The organism is Streptomyces sp. NPDC059895 (assembly GCF_042731035.1).
In the GTDB taxonomy this organism is placed as follows: Bacteria; Actinomycetota; Actinomycetes; order Streptomycetales; family Streptomycetaceae; genus Streptomyces.
Genome location: NZ_JBHWKO010000032.1, coordinates 21,816 through 44,471, shown reverse-complemented (window position 1 = coordinate 44,471; position 22,656 = coordinate 21,816). Strand labels below are relative to the sequence as shown.

The 22,656-nt window shown below is 74.6% G+C and carries 17 protein-coding genes and 2 pseudogenes; 9 read left to right on the top strand and 10 right to left on the bottom strand.

The window, feature by feature from the left end; genetic code table 11:
* Positions 1–214 precede the first annotated feature (214 nt).
* Together ACFV9M_RS29375 and ACFV9M_RS29370 are read left to right on the top strand one after the other, a co-directional pair.
* Positions 215–1,237 (top strand): fibronectin type III domain-containing protein, encoded by a 1,023-nt coding sequence (locus ACFV9M_RS29375; protein ID WP_385068980.1) that lies wholly within the window; start codon positions 215–217, stop codon positions 1,235–1,237.
* A gap of 150 nt (positions 1,238–1,387) precedes the next feature.
* On the top strand, positions 1,388–1,924 hold the full coding sequence (locus tag ACFV9M_RS29370; RefSeq protein ID WP_385068922.1) for a hypothetical protein: 537 nt from the start codon (positions 1,388–1,390) through the stop codon (positions 1,922–1,924).
* Between the two features lie 205 nt (positions 1,925–2,129).
* Here ACFV9M_RS29370 and ACFV9M_RS29365 read toward each other — a convergent pair whose 3' ends face one another.
* From ACFV9M_RS29365 to ACFV9M_RS29350, 4 genes are all read right to left on the bottom strand, one after another.
* On the bottom strand, positions 2,130–2,681 hold the full coding sequence (locus tag ACFV9M_RS29365) for a PadR family transcriptional regulator (RefSeq protein ID WP_385068920.1): 552 nt from the start codon (positions 2,679–2,681) through the stop codon (positions 2,130–2,132).
* 31 nt (positions 2,682–2,712) lie between these two features.
* Positions 2,713–4,728, bottom strand: a complete 2,016-nt coding sequence (locus ACFV9M_RS29360) for an FAD-dependent oxidoreductase (RefSeq protein ID WP_385068918.1) — start codon at positions 4,726–4,728, stop codon at positions 2,713–2,715.
* A gap of 100 nt (positions 4,729–4,828) precedes the next feature.
* Entirely contained in the window at positions 4,829–5,197 is a 369-nt protein-coding gene (locus ACFV9M_RS29355; protein ID WP_385068916.1) for a hypothetical protein, read from the bottom strand.
* A gap of 164 nt (positions 5,198–5,361) precedes the next feature.
* Positions 5,362–6,417, bottom strand: a complete 1,056-nt coding sequence (locus tag ACFV9M_RS29350; protein ID WP_385068914.1) for a hypothetical protein — start codon at positions 6,415–6,417, stop codon at positions 5,362–5,364.
* A 254-nt stretch (positions 6,418–6,671) separates the two neighbouring features.
* Here ACFV9M_RS29350 and ACFV9M_RS29345 point away from each other — a divergent pair, with 254 nt between their 5' ends.
* Positions 6,672–8,756, top strand: coding sequence for a SpoIIE family protein phosphatase (locus ACFV9M_RS29345; protein WP_385068913.1), 2,085 nt, complete (start codon positions 6,672–6,674; stop codon positions 8,754–8,756).
* A 94-nt stretch (positions 8,757–8,850) separates the two neighbouring features.
* On the opposite strand, the gene ACFV9M_RS29340 is transcribed toward ACFV9M_RS29345, so the two are convergent.
* Entirely contained in the window at positions 8,851–9,693 is an 843-nt protein-coding gene (locus ACFV9M_RS29340) for a putative protein N(5)-glutamine methyltransferase (protein WP_385068912.1), read from the bottom strand.
* Between the two features lie 417 nt (positions 9,694–10,110).
* Between ACFV9M_RS29340 and ACFV9M_RS29335 the strand changes: the two are divergent.
* The 4 genes and pseudogenes from ACFV9M_RS29335 to ACFV9M_RS29320 form a co-directional block, all read left to right on the top strand.
* Positions 10,111–10,536, top strand: a pseudogene (locus ACFV9M_RS29335) (MarR family winged helix-turn-helix transcriptional regulator); the annotation flags it as partial.
* A gap of 163 nt (positions 10,537–10,699) precedes the next feature.
* Entirely contained in the window at positions 10,700–11,284 is a 585-nt protein-coding gene (locus ACFV9M_RS29330) for a hypothetical protein (RefSeq protein WP_385068911.1), read from the top strand.
* Positions 11,285–11,407: 123 nt separating this feature from the next.
* Positions 11,408–12,376 (top strand): acetylxylan esterase, encoded by a 969-nt coding sequence (locus ACFV9M_RS29325; RefSeq protein WP_385068909.1) that lies wholly within the window; start codon positions 11,408–11,410, stop codon positions 12,374–12,376.
* A gap of 99 nt (positions 12,377–12,475) precedes the next feature.
* Positions 12,476–13,642, top strand: coding sequence for a serine hydrolase domain-containing protein (locus ACFV9M_RS29320; protein ID WP_385068908.1), 1,167 nt, complete (start codon positions 12,476–12,478; stop codon positions 13,640–13,642).
* A gap of 226 nt (positions 13,643–13,868) precedes the next feature.
* Here the strand turns inward: ACFV9M_RS29320 and ACFV9M_RS29315 are convergent, their stop codons facing one another.
* Positions 13,869–14,594 (bottom strand): class I SAM-dependent methyltransferase, encoded by a 726-nt coding sequence (locus ACFV9M_RS29315; RefSeq protein WP_385068906.1) that lies wholly within the window; start codon positions 14,592–14,594, stop codon positions 13,869–13,871.
* 82 nt (positions 14,595–14,676) lie between these two features.
* Positions 14,677–15,540 carry a hypothetical protein gene (locus ACFV9M_RS29310; protein WP_385068904.1) on the bottom strand — a complete coding sequence of 288 codons (864 nt, stop codon included), beginning with the start codon at positions 15,538–15,540 and terminating at the stop codon, positions 14,677–14,679.
* Between the two features lie 522 nt (positions 15,541–16,062).
* Between ACFV9M_RS29310 and rho the strand changes: the two genes are divergently transcribed.
* Positions 16,063–17,199, top strand: a complete 1,137-nt coding sequence (gene rho, locus ACFV9M_RS29305) for a transcription termination factor Rho (RefSeq protein WP_385068902.1) — start codon at positions 16,063–16,065, stop codon at positions 17,197–17,199.
* A gap of 226 nt (positions 17,200–17,425) precedes the next feature.
* Positions 17,426–18,271: pseudogene (locus ACFV9M_RS29300) on the top strand (D-alanyl-D-alanine carboxypeptidase family protein); the annotation flags it as partial.
* 83 nt (positions 18,272–18,354) lie between these two features.
* On the opposite strand, the gene ACFV9M_RS29295 reads toward ACFV9M_RS29300, so the two are convergent.
* The 3 genes from ACFV9M_RS29295 to ACFV9M_RS29285 all read right to left on the bottom strand — a co-directional run bounded on the left by ACFV9M_RS29295 (position 18,355) and on the right by ACFV9M_RS29285 (position 22,342).
* The gene (locus ACFV9M_RS29295; RefSeq protein WP_385068900.1) at positions 18,355–19,743 is read right to left on the bottom strand and encodes a glycosyltransferase family 87 protein; all 1,389 of its coding nucleotides are present in this window, start codon (positions 19,741–19,743) and stop codon (positions 18,355–18,357) included.
* A complete protein-coding gene (gene mptB, locus ACFV9M_RS29290) occupies positions 19,740–21,137 on the bottom strand; it encodes a polyprenol phosphomannose-dependent alpha 1,6 mannosyltransferase MptB (RefSeq protein ID WP_385068898.1) in 1,398 nt (465 codons plus the stop codon). Before mptB ends, ACFV9M_RS29295 begins: the two co-directional genes overlap by 4 nt.
* A gap of 266 nt (positions 21,138–21,403) precedes the next feature.
* A complete protein-coding gene (locus ACFV9M_RS29285; RefSeq protein ID WP_385068896.1) occupies positions 21,404–22,342 on the bottom strand; it encodes a glutaminase in 939 nt (312 codons plus the stop codon).
* Between the last annotated feature and the right edge of the window lie 314 nt (positions 22,343–22,656).

Genomic DNA, 22,656 nt, shown 5'->3' with positions numbered 1-22,656 from the left:
GCGACGCGGGGCCGGGGGCCGGGGACGAGGGCCGGGGACCGGCGCCGTCTCGGCACCGGCCGCCCGGCCGCCCCGCCGGCGCGGGATCAGCGACGACAGCGTTCCACGCCGACGCACGAACTCCCCTGGATCAGAGGGAAGTTCAGCCATGGAAGCCTCAGCATACGGAACGTCCCGGGCCGCCCACCAACACCGGCCCCGCACCGCCCTCTTGATGTGCTCGCGCCACCGCGCCATATTGGTCCGGACCATTACCGCCGGGCCGGGAGGCGATGCCGTGCGACGCGTTGTGCTGTGCGGGTGGTTCCTGGCGGTGTGCTGCGGATGCGCGGCGCCGGGCGACGGTGACGAGGGGCGGGCGCCCGGCGCTCCGACGGGGGTCACGGCCGAGGCGGGGAGCGCGACCAGCGTGCACGTGATGTGGAACGCGGTGGCCGGGGCCCGCGCGTACGAGGTGTACCGGGGCACCACGAAGGTCGGTGAGGTGCCCGGCTCCGCCCGCATGCTCGACGTCACCCGGCTCGCCCCGGCCACCGGCTACGTCTTCACCGTGCGGGCCCGGGACGCCGGGGGACGGCTCGGGCCGCGCAGCCGGGAGGTGCGGGCGACGACCCCGGCGGCGGTCGCGGCGGACCGGACGGCCCCGACCCGGCCGGGCGAGGCCGTGGGCCGGACCGCGGGGAGCCGGGCGGCCCAGCTGTCCTGGTCGGCCTCCACGGACGACCGCGCGGTGGTCTCGTACGACGTCTACCAGGGCGGGGTGAAGATCCACAGCGTCGGCGGGAACCAGACGGCGACGGTGGTCACGGGACTGCGGCCGGGCACCCGGTACTCCTTCACCGTGCGGGCACGGGACGCGGCCGACAACGTCTCGCCGGCCAGCGCGGCCGTACGCCTGACCACCGCGCCCGGCGCCGACGAGGGGCGGGACACCGCGCCGACGGATCTTCGGGCGACGGTCCGCGCGGCGGACGGGGCGTTCTCCGTCGAGCTCAGCTGGGTGCCCCCGCGCGTGGACGGTGTGGTCACGGAGTACGAGATCCAGCTCGACGGGCAGCCGGCCACCTCGCTCGTGTGGGGCGGGGACCCCCCGCGCGAGCGGGCCTCCTACAGCTTCTACGTGGGGCGCGAGGCCGGTGTCGGGCACCGGGTGCGGCTGCGGGCACGGCTGCCGGACGGCACGTGGGGGGCGTTCTCCGAGGAGCGGACGGTGACGACGGGCGACCACCGGGGCTGAGCCGTCCGGGGGAACACGCCACCCGGCCGGAGGCGGCCGGGATGCGGCACGGGCCGGGGGCACGTTGGCTGCCCCTGAGGCAGCACGGGCGTACCCGATCCTCGGCGGCGCAAGGGATGTACCGCCAACCGTGCCGCCGGAGGACTCCCGATGCGCACTTCCCGTCTTCTCGTCCGCTCCGGACTGACCGTGGCAGCCGCCGCCACGCTCCCGCTCACGGTGACCGCCCAGCCGGCCGCGGGGATCTCCGGCATCTCCGTCAGCACGACCGGCTCCACGGTGTCCGTGGTCACCAGCGCGTGCACCCAGTCCAACGGCAGCTGGGGCACGGCGGCGCTGCTCACCAGCGGCCAGGCGAACTTCGCCCAGGGCCGACAGGTGGCCCTGTCGGGCACCAGCGTCAGCCAGTCCGCCGCCTGGTCCGGCATCACCCCCGGCACGTACACGGTCGTCGTCATGTGCGCGAACGGCACCACCGCCGGCACCCAGTCGGTGATCGTGTCGACCGCGTCCGACCCGACGATCTCCACGACGTCCTCACCCACCCGGGGCGTCCTGGGCGGCACCGGCGGCACGGTCCGCGACTACGGCGCGGTCACCATGGCGGTCGGCGGGGCCCTGGTCGGGGCCGGCGTCGTAGGGGCGGTCTGGTTCCTGCGCCGCCGCTCGAAGCCGCACCGCTACTAGCCAGGCCGACCGCCCGGCCGGTTGCGGGACTCCTGCCCGGCCGGATCCGAGGCACCCGCCGATCAGAACCGAGGCACCCGCCGGTCAGAACCGAGGCACCCGCCCGACCGGGGCCCAGGACACTCGCCCGCCGGGGCCCAGGACACTGGCCCGCCGGGGCCCACGACACCCACCCGGCCGAGCCCGGGACACTGCCCGGCCGGTCCTATGACGCCTGCTCGGCCGGCCCCCCGGGCAGTTCCTCCAGCGCCTCGGTCAGCCACTGCGTCCAGAAGGTCTCCAGCTGGATGCCCGCGCGCAGGACCAGGTGCTGAAGCCTGGCCTGCGCGCTGTCGCTGCCGGGCGGGAAGTCGCGCTGCTCGATCTCCTCGTACTCGGCCAGCTGCCTGCGGTGCAGGTCCAGATGGCGGCGCAGGTCGGCCTCCAGGCCGGCCGTGCCGACGACGGCGGCGGCGCGCAGCCGCAGCAGCAGCGCGTCCCGGTGCGGCTTGGGGTCCTGCGCCGCGGCGGTCCAGCGTTCCAGTTCGGCGCGGCCCGCGGGCAGGACCTCGTAGCTCTTGCGCTGTCCGCGCGTCGGCCCTTCGGCGGGCAGGGCGCGGATGTGGCCCCCGGCCTCCAGCCGCCCCAGCTCGCGGTAGATCTGCTGGTGCGTCGCCGACCAGAAGTAGCCGATCGACTTGTCGAACCGACGGGTCAGATCCAGCCCCGACGACGGCTTCTCGAGCAGGGCGGTGAGGATCGCGTGCGGGAGTGACATGGGCCCATCCTAGGGACGCGCCCGACGGGGCCTACAGCGCCGCCGCCAGCTCGGTGCCCTGCTTGACGGCCCGTTTGGCGTCCAGTTCGGCGGCCACGTCGGCGCCGCCGATGAGGTGGGCCTCGACACCGGCGGCGACCAGCTCCTCGTAGAGGTCCCGGCGCGGATCCTGGCCGGTGCACAGCACGATGGTGTCGACCGGGAGGACCGTGCTCTCCTCGCCGACGGTGATGTGCAGTCCGGCGTCGTCGATGCGGTCGTAGCGCACGCCCGGGACCATGGTGACGCCGCGGTGCTTGAGCTCGGTGCGGTGGATCCAGCCGGTGGTCTTCCCGAGTCCGGCGCCGACCTTGGTGGTCTTGCGCTGGAGCAGGTGGACGGTGCGCGGCGGGGCGGGCCGCTCGGGCGCGGCGAGGCCGCCGGGGGCCCGGTAGTCGGTGTCGACGCCCCAGTGGCGGAAGTACGTCGCGGGGTCCTCGCTCGCCCGGTCGCCGCCGTCGGTGAGGAACTCGGCGACGTCGAAGCCGATGCCGCCGGCGCCCAGGACGGCGACCCGCTTGCCGACGGGGGCTCGGTCGCGCAGGACGTCCAGGTAGCCGACGACGCTCGGGTGGTCGACGCCGGGGATGTCGGGGGTGCGCGGGGTCACGCCGGTGGCGACGACGACCTCGTCGTAGCCGGACAGGTCCCCGGCGGCCACCCAGGTGTTCAGGCGTACGTCCACGCCGTGCGCCTCGATCCGGTGGCGGAAGTAGCGCAGCGTCTCGTCGAACTCCTGCTTGCCGGGGACCTGGCGGGCCACGTTGAGCTGGCCGCCGATCTCGCTCGCGGCGTCGAACAGCGTGACCCGGTGGCCGCGTTCGGCCGCCGACACGGCGCAGGCGAGGCCCGCCGGTCCGGCGCCGACGACGGCCACGCGCTTGCGCACCCGGGTCGGGGCGAGCACCAGCTCGGTCTCGTGGCAGGCGCGCGGGTTGACCAGGCAGGAGGTGATCTTCCCGCCGAAGGTGTGGTCGAGGCAGGCCTGGTTGCAGCCGATGCAGGTGTTGATGGCCTCGGGCGTGCCGGCCGCGGCCTTGGCGACGAAGTCGGGGTCGGCGAGCATGGGGCGGGCCATGGACACCATGTCGGCGCAGCCGTCGGCGAGCAGCTTCTCGGCGAGTTCCGGGGTGTTGATGCGGTTGGTGGTGACGAGGGGGACCGACACCTCGCCCATGAGCTTCCTCGTCACCCAGGTGTAGGCGCCGCGCGGCACGGAGGTGGCGATGGTGGGGATGCGGGCCTCGTGCCAGCCGATGCCGGTGTTGATGATCGTCGCCCCGGCCTCCTCGACGGCCCGCGCGAGGGTGACGACCTCCTCGAGGGTCGAGCCGTCGGGCACCAGGTCCAGCATCGACAGCCGGTAGACGACGACGAAGTCCTCGCCGACCGCCTCGCGCACCCGTCGGACGATCTCCACCGGGAAGCGCATCCGGTTCTCGTACGAGCCGCCCCAGCGGTCCGTGCGCCGGTTGGTCCGCGCGGCGGTGAACTCGTTGATCAGGTAGCCCTCGGACCCCATGATCTCGACGCCGTCGTAGCCGGCCCGCCGCGCGAGGCGGGCGGCGCGGGCGTAGTCGTCGACGGTGCGCTCGACGTCGGCGTCGGTGAGCTCGCGCGGCGGGAAGGGGCTGATGGGGGCCTGGAGGGGGCTGGGGGCGACCAGGTCGCGGTGGTAGGCGTAGCGGCCGAAGTGCAGGATCTGCATCGCGATGCGGCCGCCCTCGCGGTGGACGGCCTCGGTGATCACCCGGTGCCGTTCGGCCTCCGCGTCCGTGGTCAGCTTGGCGCCGCCCTCGTACGGCCGGCCCTCGTCGTTGGGGGCGATGCCTCCGGTGACGATCAGACCCACTCCCCCGCGCGCGCGGGCGGCGTAGAAGGCCGCCATGCGCTCGAAGCCGCCCTCGGCCTCTTCCAGGCCGACGTGCATCGAGCCCATCAGGACGCGGTTGGGCAGCGTCGTGAAGCCCAGGTCCAGCGGGCTCAGCAGATGCGGGTAACGGCTCATGGCAGGCCTCCGTGCGCGGTGTCGTCGCCTCCAGTTCTAGAGGACCGCGCACGGGTTATGCAACTAGTTGCACAATGGGAAGGGGGAGGTGTGCCGCAGGTCACCGGCTTTCGAGGAGAAGGTGCAGTTCCCTCTCCTGGTCCCCGGAGGCCGAGGACAGGTCACGCACGGCGAACAGGGAGTCCAGCGTCGTGCGGAGCCGGTCGATCGCCCAGTAGCCGCCCTGCGCGTCGGCCTCCACGGAGGACGACAGCTTGGGCGGGGTCGCGCACTCCTGGGCCTCCGTGACCTCGAAGGTGCCGAGCCAGACCATCGGGCGGGTCTCGTGGAGCTGTTCGGGCACGTCCTCGGCGCACCGGTCGGACTCGTAGCACGCGCACAGCGCGTCGAAGACGATCCGGGCGTCTTCCTTGCTGCATCCGCTGATCTCGACGGAGACGGACTCCTCGTGCGATCGCTCGCGGTCCATCGTGATCGCTCCTCTCGTGGCGGTGGCGCGATAGCGCGGGTTCCCCGCGGATCGCGCCACATCCCTAGAAAAGCACCACTTTCCCGGGCGGGCACCACCTGCCGTGCGCCCGTCCGCGCCCGTCCGCGCCCGCCGTGCCCGTCCGTGCCCGCCCGGGGCCGTTCTCAGCCGTTGGTGAAGCGGTAGGTCTTGCTGTCCGTCAGCACGCAGACACCGGGCGAGACGACGATCACCCGCAGGGTGCCGGTACGGCGGTCGTAGTCGATGCCCTCCGTCTCGAACGCGCCCGAGCAGGAGCTGCGCAGCGGGAGCGCGCGCAGCGCGGTGACGTGCCCGGTGACGTCGGAGGTGCCGGGTTCGGCGGAGAGATCGACGCGGAGGAGGGGCTTGGCGATGCCGAAGAGGGTCCCCTCGGGGTCGTCCGAGGAGCACAGCAGGGTGGTCGGGCCGGTGAAGTCGCAGCCCTGCACGTCGCGCACGGCGTGGTCGAGGCGGACGGTGGACACCTGGGGCAGGTTCGCCGAGGGCGAGGCGGCCGGGTTGACGCCGGGTGTGGGGAGGACCAGCAGCCGGGTCATCGTGCCCCACTCGCCGGTCAGCATCCACTGGCCGCCGGGCGTGATCGCCACCCAGGAGTTGTTGAGGGCCTCGCCGGAGCCGAGCGTGTGGACGTACTCCGACCAGGCGCCGCCGGGCGCCTGCACCCGGAACATCTTCGAGGTGCCCGAGTCCCGCTGGTAGGGCTCGATGTAGTGGCCGTCGTAGGAGGCGTCGGGGTCGCCGACGTGGTTCCAGCCGCGGATGCTCACGCCGAGGGGGATGGTGCCGATGCCGGTGTAGCGGTTGGCGCTGCCGGCCGGCATCTCGACGGAGGTCAGGCCCTGGCTCTCGGTCAGCGGGTCGGCGCGGTCGGAGCCGATCTCGGTCCAGGTGTCGGCGGCCGCGGCGGGCGGGGCGGCACCGAGGGCCGCCGCCGTCGCGGTGGCCAGCGCGACCAGAGCGGCACGCGCGACCAGAGCGGCACGGGCGACACGAACCGGACGGGCGACACGGACCGGATAGGCGACACGGACCGGATAGGCGACACGGACCGGATGGGCGACGCAGACCGGATGGGCGGCACTGGCGACACGGGCCGGGCGGGCGGCATTGGCTGCACGAGCCGGACGGGCGGCACGGACCGGGCGGCGTCCGCGTCTGCGGGCGGGGCGCAGGGGCATGGGGGTCCTCCGGGGCGGGGGGGGTGGGTGGGTGCGCGCTCGGCGGACAGTGTGGTCCCACGGGATGGTCATGTACAGACCAATCGCATGGACGGGAGGGAGCCGTGCGGAGAACGGCGCGCCGCGCCGTACTGGGGGACCATGGAAGACGGTCGGTGCCGCAGGCGTGGGCGAGAGAGGTTGTGCGCGGTGGAACCAGGAGAGTCGGCACGCGGGGCTTCGCGCCGAGTCGGCCTTCGGAGGCGGTGCGTGGCATGAGTGACGTCGGGGCGGCCGCGGCCGCCGACAGCGGCGCCGTCGGGCCCAGCGGACTGCTGGACGTGCTGAACATGGCCTCGGTGGTGCTCGACACCGACGGCCGGATCGTGCTGTGGAGCCCGCAGGCGGAGGAGCTGTTCGGCTACTCCGCGCAGGAGGCGCTGGGCCGGTACGCCGCGCACGTGATGGTGCATGAGCACCACTTCGACCTGGTGGTGAAACTCTTCGACGACGTGATGTCCACGGGCCGCAGCTGGGCGGGCGCGTTCCCCATCCGGCGCAAGGACGGCAGCACGCGGCTGGTGGAGTTCCGCAACATGCGCCTCGTGGACGACCGGGGCGACGTCTACGCCCTGGGCCTGGCCGCCGACCAGTCGACCGTACGGCGGCTGGAGCGGGACGTGGCCCTGTCGGCGCGGATGGTCACGCAGTCGCCCATCGGCTTCGCCGTCCTGGACACCGGGCTGCGCTACGTCACCGTCAACCCCGCGCTGGAGCGCATCCACGGCCTCCCCGCGCGCAAGCTCGTGGGCCGGACGATGCGCGAGGTGCTGCCCCGAGTGGACACCGAGGCCCTGGAGTCGGCGGCCCGCGACGTGCTGCGCACCGGCGTGCCGCTCGTCGACCGGTCCGTCGTCGGACGCGCCCCCGCCGACCCCGACGAGGACCACGCCTGGGCGGTGTCCCTGTACCGCCTGGAGGACGCCCGCGGCACCGTCCTGGGCGTCGCCCTGTCGGTCGTCGACGTCACCGACCGGTACCGGGCGGGCCTCGAGGCCGAGGCGGCGCGGCGCCGTCTCGCCCTGATCGCCGACGCCTCGGCCCGGATCGGCACCACCCTGGACCTGGAACGGACCGCCTGCGAACTGGCCGACGTCGCCGTACCGGAACTCGCCGACGTGGCCACCGTGACCCTGCTCGACGCGGTGGTCGAGGGCCGGCGCACCGTGCTGGGCCCCGCCGAACCGGCCGTGATCCGCGCGCTGGCCTTCCGGGCCGCCGACGGGTCGCACGTCCGCGCCGCGGCGGACCCTCCCGGCCGGGTCACGAGCTACGCGCCCGACCTCATCGTCACGGAGTGCCTGCGCACCGGCCGGCCGGTCATGGTGGCGCAGGTCAAGGACGAGGACATGGCTCGCATCGCCCGCTCCCCGGAGGCGGCCGCGCTGCTGGAACGGGAGGGCTTCCACTCCTATCTGGCGGTGCCGCTCATCGCCCGCGGCGAGGTGCTGGGCGTCCTCGACCTCGCCCGGACCCGCCACCCCGTGCCGTTCGGACGGGACGACCTGCTGCTCGCCCGGGAGCTGGCCGCCCGCGCGGCCGTGCAGATCGACAACGCCCGCTGGTACCAGAACACCCGCAGCACCGCCCTCACCCTCCAGCGCAGTCTGCTGCCGAGCCATCCGCCGGTCACCGGCGGCCTGGAGGTGGCCTCCCGCTACCAGCCCGCCGGGGCCGGCACCGAGGTGGGCGGCGACTGGTTCGACGTGATCCCGCTGGACGGCGGCAAGACCGCGCTCGTCGTCGGCGACGTGATGGGCAGCGGCATCGACGCCGCCGCCACCATGGGCCGGCTGCGCACCGCCACCACCACGCTGGCCTCCCTCGACCTCGACCCGGCGGTACTGCTGGAACACCTCGACCGGATCACGTGCGGCCTGCACCACTCCATCGCCACCTGTGTGTACGCCGTCCACGACCCCCGACTCGGCCGGTTCCGGATCGCCAACGCCGGGCACCTGCCGCCCGCGCGCGTACGGCCCGGGCACCCGCCGGAACTGCTCGACCTGCCCACCGGGGTGCCGCTGGGCGTGGGCGGAGTGGCGTTCTCCACGACCGACGTCGACTTCGCCCCCGGCGACCAGCTCGTCCTGTACACCGACGGGCTGGTCGAGACGCGCCGGCACTCCCTGGACGAGCGGCTGGAGGCCCTGCTCGCTCTCCTCGACGACCCGGCGCGCCCCTTGGAGGACCTGTGCGACCTGCTGCTGCGCGCCCTGCACCACCCCGACAACCACGACGACGTCGCCCTGCTCGTGGCCCGCGCCCGCGCCCGGACCGGGGCCGGGGCCGGGGAGTGACCGTGGCCCGGGCCCGGGCCACGGTCGGGGGTGGGGCGGGGAGTGACCACCGCCCGGGCCCAGGCCGGAATCGCGACTGGGGAGTGACCGGCCGCTACATCCCGACGGCCCTGGTCCCGATCACCACGTGGGCGTACAGCTCCTCGTCCACGGCGAGGCGGGTCGTCAGGCCGCCGCGGCGGAACGCCTCGACCGCGGCGGCGGCCTGGCGTTCGCTCGTCTCGACGAGGAGGCTGCCGCCGGGGGCGAGCCACCCGCCCGCGTCGGCGGCGACCCGGCGCAGCACGTCGAGTCCGTCGGCGCCGCCGTCGAGGGCGGTGAGGGGCTCGTGGTCGCGGGCCTCGGCGGGCAGCAGGGCGACCTCGCCGGTGGGGACGTAGGGCACGTTGGCGGCCAGGATGTCCACCCGGCCCCGCAGGGCGGCGGGAAGCGCCGCGAACAGGTCGCCGACGTGGACGTGTCCGCCGACGCCGGCGACGTTGCGGCGGGCACAGCGCACGGCGGCCGGGTCGATGTCGGCGGCGTGCAGTTCGACCCGGCCCAGGGCCGTGGCGAGGGCCGCGCCCACCGCGCCCGAGCCGCAGCACAGGTCCACGACGACGCGGGCGTGCGGGGCGTCGGCGAGTGCCTGGGTGACGAGGAACTCGGTACGGCGGCGGGGCACGAAGACGCCCGGTTCGACGTCGATGCGCAGACCGTGGAACTCGGCCCAGCCGACCACGAGTTCGAGGGGGACGCCCGTGACGCGGCGCTCCACCAGGTCGGCGAGCCGGTCCGGTGTGCGGGCGGCCGCGAGGATCAGCTCCGCCTCGTCCTCCGCGAAGACGCACCCGGCGGCGCGCAGCGCCCCGACGACGACGTCACGGGAAGGGAAGCGGGAGGGAGACCGGGAGGGGTCCGCGGAAGATGCCGAGGAGGCGGCCACGGGGGCGGCCACGGAGGGAGGCGTGGAGGGAGCCACGGGGGCGGCCACGGAGGGAGGCGTGGAGGGAGCCGCGGAGGACGGCGACCCGGACGAGGAACCGGACGGCGACCCGGACCAGGAAGGCGACGGAGACGGGGACGACGAAGGGGACGGAGACGGAGACGGGGACGACGAAGAGGGCATGGAAGCCGAGAGACCTTTCGGAAGCCGAAGGGCGCTCTCGCGGTCGCCTAGCGGCGGTCCGCGCCGTCGCGAGGTGAGAGCACCCGACCTGACACAGCGGTAATGGGTCTCACCTCCTCGGTCGCTCACGGCAGCGGATCATCCGCGACCGGACGGCCACCCTACCCCAACGGGCGGGCCCGGAGGCCGTGCTGCCCCCTCGCCAATCCGGTTGTACGGTACAACTGGAACGGTGAGGGAGGTCCCATGGAAAGCGCACGAGCCGTGGAGACCATCCAGCGCGAGATGACCGTCTTCGCGCGGCGCGCGCGTGCCTCGGCAGGCCGGCTGCACCCCGAGCTCTCGCTCGTGTCGTACACCCTGCTCGGCCGGCTCGAGGAGAGCGGCGGCTGCCGGGCCACCGACCTCGCCGCGCACCACGCGCTGGACAGGTCCACCGTCAGCCGCCAGGTGGCCGCCCTGGAGCGGGCCGCCCTGATCGAACGGCGGCAGGACCCGGGTGACCACCGTGTGCAGCTCCTCCACCTCACCGACTCCGGCCGCCGTGTGCTCGCCCAGGTCACCGACAGGCGGCGCACCGCCTTCCGGGAGCGGCTCGCGCGCTGGCCCGAGGAGGACCTGGAGCGGTTCGCCGCGTATCTGACGCGGTACAACGCGGGGGCCGAGGACGGGGGCGGCCCGTGGCCGGAGCACCGCCGGCCCGCGTCCGCGGCGGCAGGCGGCGATCGACCGCCGGCCGTGACACCGGAACCCTGTGACCGTCATGAAGGATCCGGCCCTGACGGGGTATCCCCTCCCTGTGGGCACTCGTCCGCGTGACGGCGAGGAGGTCGACATGCGAACCCGGGTGCGGGCCTGGCGTCGGCGGGGCAATCCGCTGCTGCGCCGGTCGGACGTGGTGGAGGCGTGGACGGCCCTGCTGGTGGCCGTGCTGCTGCTGGTGGGCGCGCCCCTGACGGGGGCCGCGGTGGGCCGGTGGGCCCACCAGGAGGCGTCGGCGACGGCGGCCGAGCAGCGGGCGGAACGGCACCGGGTGCGGGCGGAGGTGATCGGCCGGCCGCCCGACGCGCTGCCGACGGCGAGCGGCGGCCGGGGGGACTCCTACCGGGTCGACGTCCGCTGGACGGAGCCCGGACAGGGCACCCGGACGGCCGTCGCGCTCGTGCCGGCGGGCACCCGGCACGGTGACCTGGTCGACGTGTGGTTCGACGCGCGGGGGCGGAGCGTCGGCCCGCCGGCGGACGGTACGACGGTGTGGCAGCACACCCTCTCCCTGGGCGTCTCCGCGGCGGGCGGTACGGCCGCCGTCGTCCTGCTCGGACACGCGGTGGTACGCCGGGTGGCGATGCGCCACCGGCTGGAGGAGTGGGACCGGGAGTGGGCCCGGACGGGTCCCGAGTGGAGCGGGCGCAGCGCCTGAGGACGCCGGCCGCGGAGGGCGGGACCGGGGCCGAGCGCGGCCGGCCGCAGGTCTAGAAAGCGCTACCACCCGCCACGTACGGTGTGATCATTCCTACGGCCACTTCACACAAGGCGGTTGTTCATGGCCCAGTTCGACCTGTCCCTCGAGGAGCTCCGGGAGTACCGCAGCGCGTCCAGCGAACCGGAGGATTTCGACGCGTTCTGGTCCAAGACCCTCCAGGAGGCCCGCGAGCACGACCTGGACGCACGCTTCGACCCGGTCGACACGGGACTCGCCACGGTGCGGGTGTTCGACGTGACGTTCGCCGGGTTCGGCGGCCACCCCGTGAAGGGCTGGCTGACGCTGCCCGCCGCGGCCGACGAGCCTTTGCCCCTGGTGGTGGAGTTCGTCGGCTACGGCGGTGGCCGGGGCCTGCCGCACGAGCACCTGCTGTGGGCGTCGACGGGCCGTGCGCACTTCATCATGGACACCCGCGGCCAGGGCAGTGCCTGGGGCGGCGGGGGCGCCACCGCCGATCCGGTGGGCGGCGCACCGGCGTTCCCCGGCTTCATGACGCGCGGCATCGACGCCCCGGAGAACTACTACTACCGCCGGGTGATCACCGACGCGGTGCGCGCCGTCGAGGCGGCCCGCTCGCATCCGCTGACCGACGCCGCGCGCACGGTGGCGCTCGGCGCGAGCCAGGGCGGCGGTCTGGCGATCGCCGTCGGCGGGCTGGTGCCGGACCTGGTGGCGGTCGCCCCGGACGTGCCGTTCCTGTGCGACTTCCCGCGCGCCGCGGTACTGACGGACCGTCACCCCTACCGGGAGATCGGCCTGTACCTCAAGACGCACCGCGGCCGCACCGAGGACGCGCTGCGCACCCTGGCCTACTTCGACGGCGTGCACTTCGCCGCGCGCGCCACGGCCCCCACGCTCTTCTCGGTGGCCCTGGAGGACCAGACCTGCCCGCCGTCGACGGTGTACGCCGCCTTCCACGCCTGGGCGCACGAGGACAAGGCGATCGAGGTGTACGACTTCAACGACCACGAGGGCGGTGGCCCCTTCCACCAGGCGGCCAAGGTGCGCTGGCTGCGGTCGTACGCCTGAGACGGGCCCTCCTTCCCTCCAGTCCGACCAGTCGGTATGTTCTGGGTGGCCCGGGCCGCACCTCCGCGGTCCGGGCTTCCGGCGGACCACGGAGGGCCCATGTCCGAGCACGTGCCACAGGTTCACGGCCACTGCGACGCGCGGTTCGCCGCGGTGCGGACCGCGTTCGAGGAGAACTTCCGGGCGCGCGGTGAGCTCGGCGCCGCGGTGGCCGTCACGGTCGACGGCGTGACCGTGGCCGACCTGTGGGGAGGCTGGGCCGACCGGGCGCGCACGCGCGCGTGGCAGCGGGACACGCTGGTCAACGTGTGGTCGACGTCGAAGGGCCCCACGGCGCTGTGCGCGCACATCCTGGCCGACCGGGGGCTGCTGGACCTCGACGCGCCGGTGGCCGCCTACTGGCCCGAGTTCGCGGCGGCGGGCAAGGAGCGGGTGCTCGTGCGGCACCTGCTGTCGCACCGCGCGGGCCTGTCCGGCCTGCGCGAGCCGCACACCCTGGAGCAGCTCTACGACTGGGAGCTGACGACCGCGCGTCTCGCGGCGACGGAGCCGTGGTGGGAGCCGGGTACACGGTCGGGCTACCACGCGCTGACGTACGGCTTCCTGGTCGGCGAGGTCGTGCGGCGCGTCTCGGGCCTGCTGCCGGGCGCCTTCCTGGAGCGGGAGGTGACGGGCCCGCTCGGCATCGACTTCACCATCGGACTGCCGGAGAAGGAGGCCGGACGGGCGGCCGAACTGGTGCATCCGCCGGCCGCGTCGAGCACCGAACAGGCGGCGGTCATCGGCCAGTCGGCGCCCGCCGCCGTCGCCGCGCTGGCCAATCCGCCGGCGGGCGCCGACGCGGCCAACTCCGCCGGCTGGCGGGCCGCCGAGATCCCCGCCGCGAACGGCCACGGCACCGCCCGGGCCGTCGCCGCGCTGTACGGCGTCCTCGCCGGCCGGGGCGGCCACGGCGGCCGGCGCCTGCTGTCCGCCGGGGCGGCCGAGCGGGTGCGGGAGGGCCAGGGCCGCTGCCGGGACCTGGTGCTGGGCGCCGGGTTCGCGCACGAGACGGAGATCGGGCTCGGCCTGTGGCTCAGCGGCCCGAACGGCTCGTACGGACCCAACCCGCGGGCTTTCGGTCACGACGGCTTCGGCGGCTCGTGCGGCCTCGCCGACCCGGAGGCCGGACTGTCGATGGGATACGTGATGAACCGGATGGGGCCGCACATCGCGGACGACCCGAGGAAGATGGCCCTGGTCGAGGCGGTGTACAGCGCACTGTGAGGGGGTGCGGGGCGGTCCGATCCGGACGGTCCGGTTCCGGACGGTCCGGTTCCGGACGGTCCCTGAGCCGGACGATCCGGTTCCGCACGGTCGGGCCGCCCCGCGGCCGCCACCGGACAGCGGGCCGACACCGGACAGCGGGCCGACACCGGACAGCGGGCCGCCACCGGACAGCGAGGGGCGCCGGACAGCGGGGGCGGCGCCAGACAGCGAGGCCCGCCGCCGGTCAGGGCAGGCGGCGGGCCTCGACCATCCGCACGCGGGGGCTTCCGTCGCTCCTGGTCCCGAACTCGGGCAGGGCGCGCAGGGTCACGCGGAACCCGGCGCGCTCCAGCTCCCGCCGTACCTCGCCGAGCCGGAAGGCCCGGTAGTACATCACGAACGGCGGCCGCCACAGGGCGTTGCGCACCCGCATCACGGTGTCGAAGCCGAGGAGCATCCAGAAGGCGGCGGAGGACGGGCGGGGCGGGGCGAGCACCGGGAACGCGAAGCGGCCGCCCGGCCGCAGCACCGCGTGCACCTGGGCGAAGAGGCCCGGCAGTTCACGGGGCAGGAAGTGGCCGAACGCGCCGAAGCTGACGACGAGGTCGAAGGCGGACGTGAACGGCAGCGCGCGGGCGTCCGCACGCACCCAGGACACCCGGGGACCCGTCGGACGCGTCCGCTCACGGGCCACGTCGAGCATGCCCGCGCTGAAGTCGACCCCGGTGACGCTGCGCCGGCACACCGCCGCCAGCGCGCCGACGCCGGCGCCGGTGCCGCAGCACAGGTCGAGCCCGTCGTCGTGGGGGCCGGTCCGGCGCAGCGCCGAGGCGACGGCGTCCAGGACGGGGCCGGGCGTGCGGAAGGGCGTGTGGTCGAACTTCGGCGCGAGCAGGTCGTAGCCGTGCTCGACGGACGACAGCGCCTGGACGGCGAGTTCGCGCAGCGTGGGACCTTCGGGGCTGAACATCGGTGTCAGCCTATCCCTGAGGAGGCGGAAGGCGCGGTCCGTGTGAGGGAGCGCGCCTCCCGGACGGGCACGGCGAGGAACGTCAGCCCTTGAGCTCCTCCAGGGTGGCCTCGGCATCCTTCTTGAGCCAGTCGGTCACCTCGGCGAGCGTCGGCGGGTCCTGGTCCTCGTCGTAGGAGGTGAGGTAGATGTCGTAGTTCATGCTGAACGTCACCCAGCCGTCCCGCACCGCGATCGTGACGTCCATGGAACCGCTGTCGGAGCTGTCGGTGCTGTCCTGGCTGACGAGGTAGGCCTCGTCGCCGATGCCGGTGACGGTGTCCACGTCGTACTCCGTGTGGCTGTCCCCGTAGTTCTTCCACCGGGCCGTGAACTCCGGTGCGGGGTCGGTCTTCTTGTGGAGGCCGAGTTCCAGGGAGAGGTAGGCGTCCGAGTAGGTCGAACCCGTCTTCTTCAGACCGATGCTGCAGTAGCTCTCGTCGAGGGCCTCGTGCTCCAGCTCGTTGTGGACCGGGTCCTCGTCGGCCTCCGGGTACTCGTCCTGGAACGTCGAGTAGTCCGCGCTGGTGCACAGGTTCGACGGCGCCGAGTAGCCGCGCAGCTCCGCGTCGTCTCCCCGGCCGCCGATCAGGAACACTCCGGCCGCCCACGCGGCGGACGCGACCAGCGCTCCGACGGCGGCCCACAGCACCGCCCGCCCGGCCCCGCCGGCACCACCCGCCGGGGGAACGCCCCCGGGGGTGTACGGGGTCTGCTGGAGGTACGGATTGGCCGACGGGCCCGGCTGCCCCACCAGGGTGGGCTGGGCGTAAAAGGGCTGCCCGCCCGGTGACTGCGGATGCGGATACGGATAGGCGCTCGGCTGGGCGGGCGCGTCGGACGGCTGCTCGGGCTGCCGCTCGGGCTGCTGCGGAGGCTGCGACGGGGGCTGGGGCGGCGTGGACATGACGTGAAGATAAGGCAGCGGCGGCGGTCAAGTCCCTTGCTGTCACCGATCGTTATGGTCTGGGGACATCTGATGCGGGATGACGACATCCCGGTCCGGACCAGGGCCGGCCCACCGGGGGCGAGCCGGCGTTCCGGGCCGGACCCCGGAGGCGCACGGAGGTCCGTACGCCGGTGCCGGAACAGACAGGGCCACCGGCGTGTTGTTCCGACAGGATCACCCGCGGCACCGGCCACGGATCACCCGCGGCACTGGCCACGGCTCACTCGCGAGTGCTAGACTGCTGCGACAGCATCTGTGTACGCCATGTTCGGCGCCGATGCCGTTTCTCCTTTCGTTCGCTGATCGCCCGCCCGCAGCGGCCGGTGCGACAGTTCCCTCCGCAACCTCGTGTGCAGGACTTCTCCGCTGCGCCCGAGTGATGCTCCGCCGCCCCAGGTGCGCGTTCACGCCCTGACCGAGCGGCCTCTCTCCCCCCTCACGCATGTCCCGTGTCTTCCGTCCTCGAAAGGACCGGCCACCATGACCACCACACTCGAACACCCCCCTCTCCAGCAGCAGGCCCAGCTCGTCACCGGTGTCCTCGACATCGACGGCCACGGGAAGGGCCACCTGCGGGCCGAGGGCTTCCTGCCCTCCCCCACCGACCTCCAGGTCCCGCCCGCGCTGATCCGCCGACTCGGCCTGCGCAAGGGCGACTTCGTCGAAGGGATGCGCGCGGCGGCGCGCGCGCTGACCGACGTGGCGCGCGTCAACGGCCGTACGCCCCAAGAGCTGCGCGACCGCCGCCACTTCCACGACCTCACGCCGCTGCACCCGCACGAGCGGCTCCGCCTCGAACACCCCGCGTCCGGTCTCGCCGGACGCGTCACCGATCTGCTCGCGCCCGTCGGCAAGGGGCAGCGCGGGCTGCTCGTCGCCCCGCCCAAGACCGGCAAGACCGTCCTGCTCCAGCAGCTCGCCGCCGCCGTCGCCGGCAACCACCCCGAGGCCCGGCTGATGGTCGTCCTGCTCGACGAACGCCCCGAGGAAGTCACCGACATGCGGCGCTCCGTGCGCGGCGAGGTGTACGCCTCGACGTTCGACCGGACACCCAAGCAGCACATCGCCCTCGCGGAACTCGTCGTCGAGCGGGCCAAGCGGCTCGTCGAGGCGGGCGAGGACGTCGTGATCCTGCTCGACTCGCTGACCCGGCTGTGCCGGGCCCACAACAACGCGGCCGCCGCGGGAGGCCGCACCCTCAGCGGCGGCGTCGACGCCACCGCGCTGATCGGCCCCAAGCGGTTCTTCGGCGCCGCCCGGGCGGCCGAGGAGGGCGGCTCGCTCACGATCCTCGCCACCGCGCTGGTGGAAACCGGCTCCCGCGCCGACGATTTCTTCTTCGAGGAGCTGAAGAGCACCGGCAACATGGAGCTCCGCCTCGACCGGGAACCGGCCTCCCGCCGCGTCTTCCCCGCCGTCGACATCGACGCCTCCGGCACCCGCCGCGAGGAACTCCTGCTGACCGCACCCGAGTTGGCCACCGTACGCGGCCTGCGCCGCGCGCTGCGGACCCGGGACGGCCGCGGCAACCTGGAGACGCTCCTGGAGCGGATGCGGCAGACGCCGGACAACGCGACCTTCATGCGGCGCATCCAGCCGACGCTCCCGGCCGCGTAGACCGCCGCCCCCCTCACCTCCGCGCCGACGCCCCCTCACCTCCGGACGGGCGAACCTCCGGCCCCGGACACGCCCGACGTGCGGGCCCCCGGCACACCTGACGCGCCGGCTCGGGGTGCGCGGAACGGCCGTCCCGGAGCACGGGACGTGCGGCATCCGGGTGCACGCGCGCGGTCCCCGGCACGGGCAGCGCGGGTTGAGCCGGATTCATTCCTACGTTGATCATATGATGATCAGACTTTCTTCCCGAGTGGCTGTGCCGACCTGTGCGCTCTGCGTGGCGGGTCTCCTGGCCCTCGGCCCCGCCGCGCTCACCACCCCCGCCGCCCCCGCCGCCGCGGACCCCGGAACACCCGGCGACCCCCGGACGGCGACGCCGTGGCCGGGGCTGCTCTACCACCCCGGCACCCTGGTCAGACCCCGCCCCGGAGCGCCCGGGCTCCCGGACGTCTCCGCACTGTCCTGGCTGGTGGCCGACGCCGGCACCGGCGAGGTGCTCGCCGCCTCCGACGCCCATCGCCCGCTGCCCCCCGCCAGCACCCTGAAGACGCTGTTCGCCCTCACGGTGCTGCCCGGCCTGCCCGCGGGCACCCGGCACCAGGTCGCCGACGAGGACCTGACCGGCATCGGGCCCGGCAGCAGCCTCGTCGGTGTCGCCGAGGGGCTGACCTACCGGGTCGCCGACCTGTGGCGCGGGGTGTTCCTCAGCTCCGGCAACGACGCGGTGCACGTCCTCGCCGCCCTCAACGGCGGCTGGCACACCACGGCCGCCCGGATGCAGGACAAGGCGCGCTCCCTGGGCGCCCTCGACACCCGCGTCCTGTCCCCGGACGGCTACGACACCCCGGGCCAGGTCTCCTCGGCCTACGACCTGGCGGTGTTCGGCCGGGCCGGGCTGCGCAACCCCGACTTCGCGCGGTACTGCGCGACGACCGAGGCGTGGTTTCCCGGGTACGGGGGCAGCACGTACGCCATCGTCAACACCAACCGGCTGCTGACCGGCCGAAGCGGCGTCGAACCGTATCCCGGGCTGGTCGGCATCAAGAACGGCTACACCAGCGAGGCCGGCCACACGCTCGTCGCCGCCGCCCGCCGGGACGGGCGCACCCTCGTCGTGACGGTGCTCAACCCCCAGGCGGGCGGCGGGTTCACCGTCTACGAGGAGGCGCGCGAACTGCTCGACTGGGGGTTCGAGGCCGCCGGGCACGTCGACCCGGTCGGTTCCCTGGACGCGCTGCGGGCGACGCGCAAGCGGCCGGGGCCCGACTCCGCGCCGGTGACCGCCGCGGGCCCCTCGGCGTCACCGGCCGCCGCCGGGGACGACGCGGAGCCCGGCTGGTCGGCGGCGGCCGTCGTCACGGGCGCCGCCGTGTCCGGCGGCGTCGCCGTGGCGCTCGTGCTGACGGTCGTACGGCGCCGGGTCCGCGGCGGATGACCCACCGGCAGCCATACGAGCAGGCCGAGCGTGATCCATGTGTAGAGGTTGGAGCCCAGGAAGCCGTCGACGCCGGACGCGTCGTCGAACCACAGCCACACCACGCTCGTGCACAGCACGGCGTACAGGGCGGCCGCGGTCCTGTGGTGCCCCGCGCGGACCAGCACGGCGAAGGACGGCAGCAGCCAGACCAGGTGGTGCACCCAGGTGACGGGGCTGACCAGGCAGGCGGTCAGGCCGGTGAGCGCGAACGCCGCCGTCCAGTCGCCCGCGGCGGCCGCCCGCCGCGCCCGCAAGGCCCACCCGCACAGCACCAGCACCACCAGCACCGCCCAGACGGGCCGGCTCTCCACGCCCAGCCGGGCGAGCACGCCCTGGAGCGACTGGTTGGAGACGTAGTCCAGGCGGCCCACCCGGGTGGTGTCCCACAGCGCGTGGGTCCAGTAGAAGCGGGAGGCGTCCGGGTCGACGAGGGCCGCGGCCGCCGTCGCCCCGACGGCGACGCCGGTGGCGACGGCGGCGGCGCGCCGGCGGTGGGCGACCAGCAGCAGGCCGATGAAGAGCGCCGGGGTGAGCTTGACCGCCGCCGCCAGCCCGATGCCGATCCCCGCCCAGCGGGAACGCCCCGTCGACAGCAGCAGGCAGTCCGTCAGGACCAGGGCGAGCAGCAGCAGGTTGACCTGGCCGAAGCTGAAGGTGTCCCGCAGCGGTTCGAACAGCGCCAGGGCGCAGGCGGCGAGGGCGACGCCGTACCAGCCGTGGCGCCGCCATCCGGGGCCCGCCAGGACACGGGCGACGGCGGCGAGGGCCGTCAGGTTCAGCAGCAGCGCCACCGCGATCGCGGTGCGCAGCCCGACCAGCGCCATCGGCAGCATGGCGACGGCCGCGAACGGCGGATAGGTGAAGCCGTACGGCGTGCCCGGCACCCGGTAGTCGTAGACGCGGCCGCCGTCGTGGACCCAGGAGTGGACGGTGCCGTGGTAGACGCGCAGGTCGAACCAGTCGCGCAGCAGCGGGACCGTCGCGGTGAAGACGGTCACGGCCGTGGCGAGGGCGAGGACCAGCAGCAGCCTGCCGCGGTCGGTACGCGGCGTCCGGGGCGCTCTCATGCCGTACGCACCGGGGCGGCCGGGGCCGACGCCGCGAGGCGCGCCTGCCACAGCACGACCACCGCGAGCGCGCCCCCGCAGACCGCCAGGACCAGCCGGCCGGTGTCGGCGGGCCCGCCGTCGGGCAGCACGGCGAGGGCGAGGACTCCGGCCACGGCGGCCGTCCGGTGCCGTACGGACGTGCTGGGGGCCGCGGCGGCGATGAGGAAGAGGCCCCACAGGGCGTACCAGGGGCGGATCGCCGGCCCGAACGCGGCCACGGCGGCGAGACTCAGGCCGAGCGCGTACACCGGGCGGGGGCGCAGCCGCCACCAGATGACGGCGAGGGCGACGGCGGTGACCACCAGGCCCAGCGCGTGCCAGACCGGGACGGCGAGCGGGGCCAGGTCGCTGCCGAGGGCCTCCAGTAGCGCCCGGGTGGCACGGCCGAGCAGGCTGGTGAGGGCCCAGTTCTGCGGGGAGACCGGGGTGTCGAGGGCGGCGATCCAGCCGTATCCGGTGCCCGCGACGGCGGTCGCGGTGACCGTGGTGGCCGCGCAGGCGGCGGCCGTGGTCAGGACCGCGGCCACCGGGCGGCGGCCGGAGCGCAGCTGGAGGACCAGGACGGCGGCCAGACCGAGCGCGGCGGGCGCCTTGACCAGGGCGGCGAGGGTGACCAGGACGGCGGCGAGGACCGGGCGGCGGCCGAGGGCGGCGACCAGGCCGACACCGAGCAGGCCCAGCATGATCGCGTCGTTGTGGGCTCCGGCCACCAGGTGCAGCAGGACGAGGGGGTTGAGGGCGCCCAGCCACAGCGCGGCGGCCGGGTCGGCGCCGCTGTGCCGGGCCAGCCGGGGCAGCGCGGCGGCCATCAGCGCCACCCCGCACAGCGCGACACAGCGCATCCCGATCAGACCGGCGGGCAGTTCGCCGCGGGTCAGGGCGGACAGGGCCGCGGCGACGGCGAGGAACACCGGGCCGTAGGGGGCGCCGGTGTGCTGCCACAGCGGGGCGACCTCCTCGGCGAGCGGACCGCCGAGCCGCGCGGGGCCGTGGGCGTAGACGTCCATGCGGGCGTCGACCATGGCGCCCTGGGCCAGGTAGCTGTAGACGTCCCGGCTGAACAGCGGCGGCGCGATCAGCAGGGGCGCCGCCCACATGGCGAGGACCAGCAGCAGGGCGCGCGGGGTGGGCGGGTCACCGCCGCGCACCAGGCGGCCGAGCAGCACCCAGGCCGCGGTCAGCAGGACCAGCCCGAAGTAGACGCCGACCAGGCCGAGCACGGCGTGCGGCGAGGAGGGGGCGAGGAGCTCTCGGGCGGGCAGCGCGCCGGCCGTCTCGCCGCCCAGGGCGAGACAGGAGGTGCCGGCCAGGCCCAGCACCTGACAGCGGCGGAGATCGACGGGAAGAGCCATGGCCAACACTCCGCCAGGGTGTCGGCGCCGGGTGGCCGGTGGGCGACGTCCCGCCTTCCGGGCGGCGGCCTGCGCGTGACCGCCGCGTGAGCGTCGCGCCGCGACCGGACGGATCGGCACGGTCGGCACCGTCGGCACCGTCGGCACGGTCGGCACCGTCGGCACCGTCGGCACGGTCGGCACCGTCGGCACCGTCGGCACCGTCGGCACGGTCGGCACCGTCGGCACCGTCGGCACGGTCGGCACCGTCGGCACGGTCGGCACGATCAGAAAACGGACAGGCCCGTCAGTGTCGTGAACCGGTCCAGGGCCGCCACGCCGGCCACCGAGTTGCCGCGTTCGTCCAGGCCCGGGCTCCACACGCACAGCGTGCAGCGGCCGGGGACGACGGCGATGATGCCACCGCCGACGCCGCTCTTGCCGGGCAGGCCGACGCGGTAGGCGAAGTCGCCGGCCGCGTCGTAGGTGCCGCAGGTCAGCATGACGGCGTTGACCTGCTTGGCCTGGCTGCGGGTGAGCAGCCGGGTGCCGTCCGCGCGGACGCCGTGCCGGGCGAGGAAGCCGGTGGCCAGGGCGAGGTCGGCGCAGGAGGCGGTGATCGAGCACTGGCGGAAGTACTGGTCGAGCAGGAGCGGCACGGGGTTGTCGATGTTGCCGTAGGACGCCATGAAGTGGGCGAGGGCGGCGTTGCGGTCCCCGTGCGCGGTCTCGGAGGCGGCGACGTCCAGGTCGAAGTCGAGGGCGGGGTTGCCGCTCTCGGCCCGCAGGAAGGACAGCAGTTCACCGGCCGCGTCCGCGGTACGGGTGTGGAGGCGGTCGGTGACGACCAGGGCGCCCGCGTTGATGAACGGGTTGCGCGGGATGCCGTTCTCGTACTCCAGCTGCACCAGGGAGTTGAAGGGGTTGCCGGAGGGCTCGCGGCCCACGTGCTCCCAGAGCTCGTCGCCCTCGCGGGCGAGGTCCAGGGCGAGCGTGAAGACCTTGGTGATGGACTGCGTGGAGAACGGCTCGCGCCAGTCCCCCACGCCGTACACCGTGCCGTCCAGCTCCGCGACGGCCATGCCGAAGCGGCGCGGGTCACGGGCGGCCAGCGCCGGGATGTAGTCGGCGGGCCGGCCGCGGCCGGGCGTGCGCTCCATCTCCTCGGCGATGCGCTCCAGGACCGGCTGGAAGGTGAGGGACGACGTCGCAGTCATGATCGCCATTGTGCCCCCTCCTGGCCGGGTCCGGGGCTGCGCCGCAGGTCAGGGGTGGGCGAGGGACGGGCAGGCGGCAGTGCCTCGCGGCACCGCGCCGGGTGGCCCGCGGGCCGTCGTGCCGCCGGGGCGGCACGGGTGGGCGCGGGCGGCACCCCGCGGAACCGGGACGGTCGGGCGCCCCACGGAACCGGAACGGTCGGGCGCCGCGCGGAACCGGGACAGTCAGGCGCCCCACGGAACCGGAACGGTCGGGCGCCGCGCGGAACCGGGACAGTCAGGCGCCCCACGGAACCGGAACGGTCGGGCGCCGCGCGGAACCG

What these genes read in the sequence shown, in the direction of transcription:
- ACFV9M_RS29375 (WP_385068980.1), top strand. Translation starts at nt 215, where the DNA reads ATGTGCTCGCGCCACCGCGCCATATTGGTCCGGACCATTACCGCCGGG.
- ACFV9M_RS29370 (WP_385068922.1), top strand. Translation starts at nt 1,388, where the DNA reads ATGCGCACTTCCCGTCTTCTCGTCCGCTCCGGACTGACCGTGGCAGCC.
- ACFV9M_RS29365 (WP_385068920.1), bottom strand. Translation starts at nt 2,681, where the DNA reads ATGTCACTCCCGCACGCGATCCTCACCGCCCTGCTCGAGAAGCCGTCG.
- ACFV9M_RS29360 (WP_385068918.1), bottom strand. Translation starts at nt 4,728, where the DNA reads ATGAGCCGTTACCCGCATCTGCTGAGCCCGCTGGACCTGGGCTTCACG.
- ACFV9M_RS29355 (WP_385068916.1), bottom strand. Translation starts at nt 5,197, where the DNA reads ATGGACCGCGAGCGATCGCACGAGGAGTCCGTCTCCGTCGAGATCAGC.
- ACFV9M_RS29350 (WP_385068914.1), bottom strand. Translation starts at nt 6,417, where the DNA reads ATGCCCCTGCGCCCCGCCCGCAGACGCGGACGCCGCCCGGTCCGTGCC.
- ACFV9M_RS29345 (WP_385068913.1), top strand. Translation starts at nt 6,672, where the DNA reads ATGAGTGACGTCGGGGCGGCCGCGGCCGCCGACAGCGGCGCCGTCGGG.
- ACFV9M_RS29330 (WP_385068911.1), top strand. Translation starts at nt 10,700, where the DNA reads ATGCGAACCCGGGTGCGGGCCTGGCGTCGGCGGGGCAATCCGCTGCTG.
- ACFV9M_RS29325 (WP_385068909.1), top strand. Translation starts at nt 11,408, where the DNA reads ATGGCCCAGTTCGACCTGTCCCTCGAGGAGCTCCGGGAGTACCGCAGC.
- ACFV9M_RS29320 (WP_385068908.1), top strand. Translation starts at nt 12,476, where the DNA reads ATGTCCGAGCACGTGCCACAGGTTCACGGCCACTGCGACGCGCGGTTC.
- ACFV9M_RS29315 (WP_385068906.1), bottom strand. Translation starts at nt 14,594, where the DNA reads ATGTTCAGCCCCGAAGGTCCCACGCTGCGCGAACTCGCCGTCCAGGCG.
- ACFV9M_RS29310 (WP_385068904.1), bottom strand. Translation starts at nt 15,540, where the DNA reads ATGTCCACGCCGCCCCAGCCCCCGTCGCAGCCTCCGCAGCAGCCCGAG.
- rho (WP_385068902.1), top strand. Translation starts at nt 16,063, where the DNA reads ATGACCACCACACTCGAACACCCCCCTCTCCAGCAGCAGGCCCAGCTC.
- ACFV9M_RS29295 (WP_385068900.1), bottom strand. Translation starts at nt 19,743, where the DNA reads ATGAGAGCGCCCCGGACGCCGCGTACCGACCGCGGCAGGCTGCTGCTG.
- mptB (WP_385068898.1), bottom strand. Translation starts at nt 21,137, where the DNA reads ATGGCTCTTCCCGTCGATCTCCGCCGCTGTCAGGTGCTGGGCCTGGCC.
- ACFV9M_RS29285 (WP_385068896.1), bottom strand. Translation starts at nt 22,342, where the DNA reads ATGGCGATCATGACTGCGACGTCGTCCCTCACCTTCCAGCCGGTCCTG.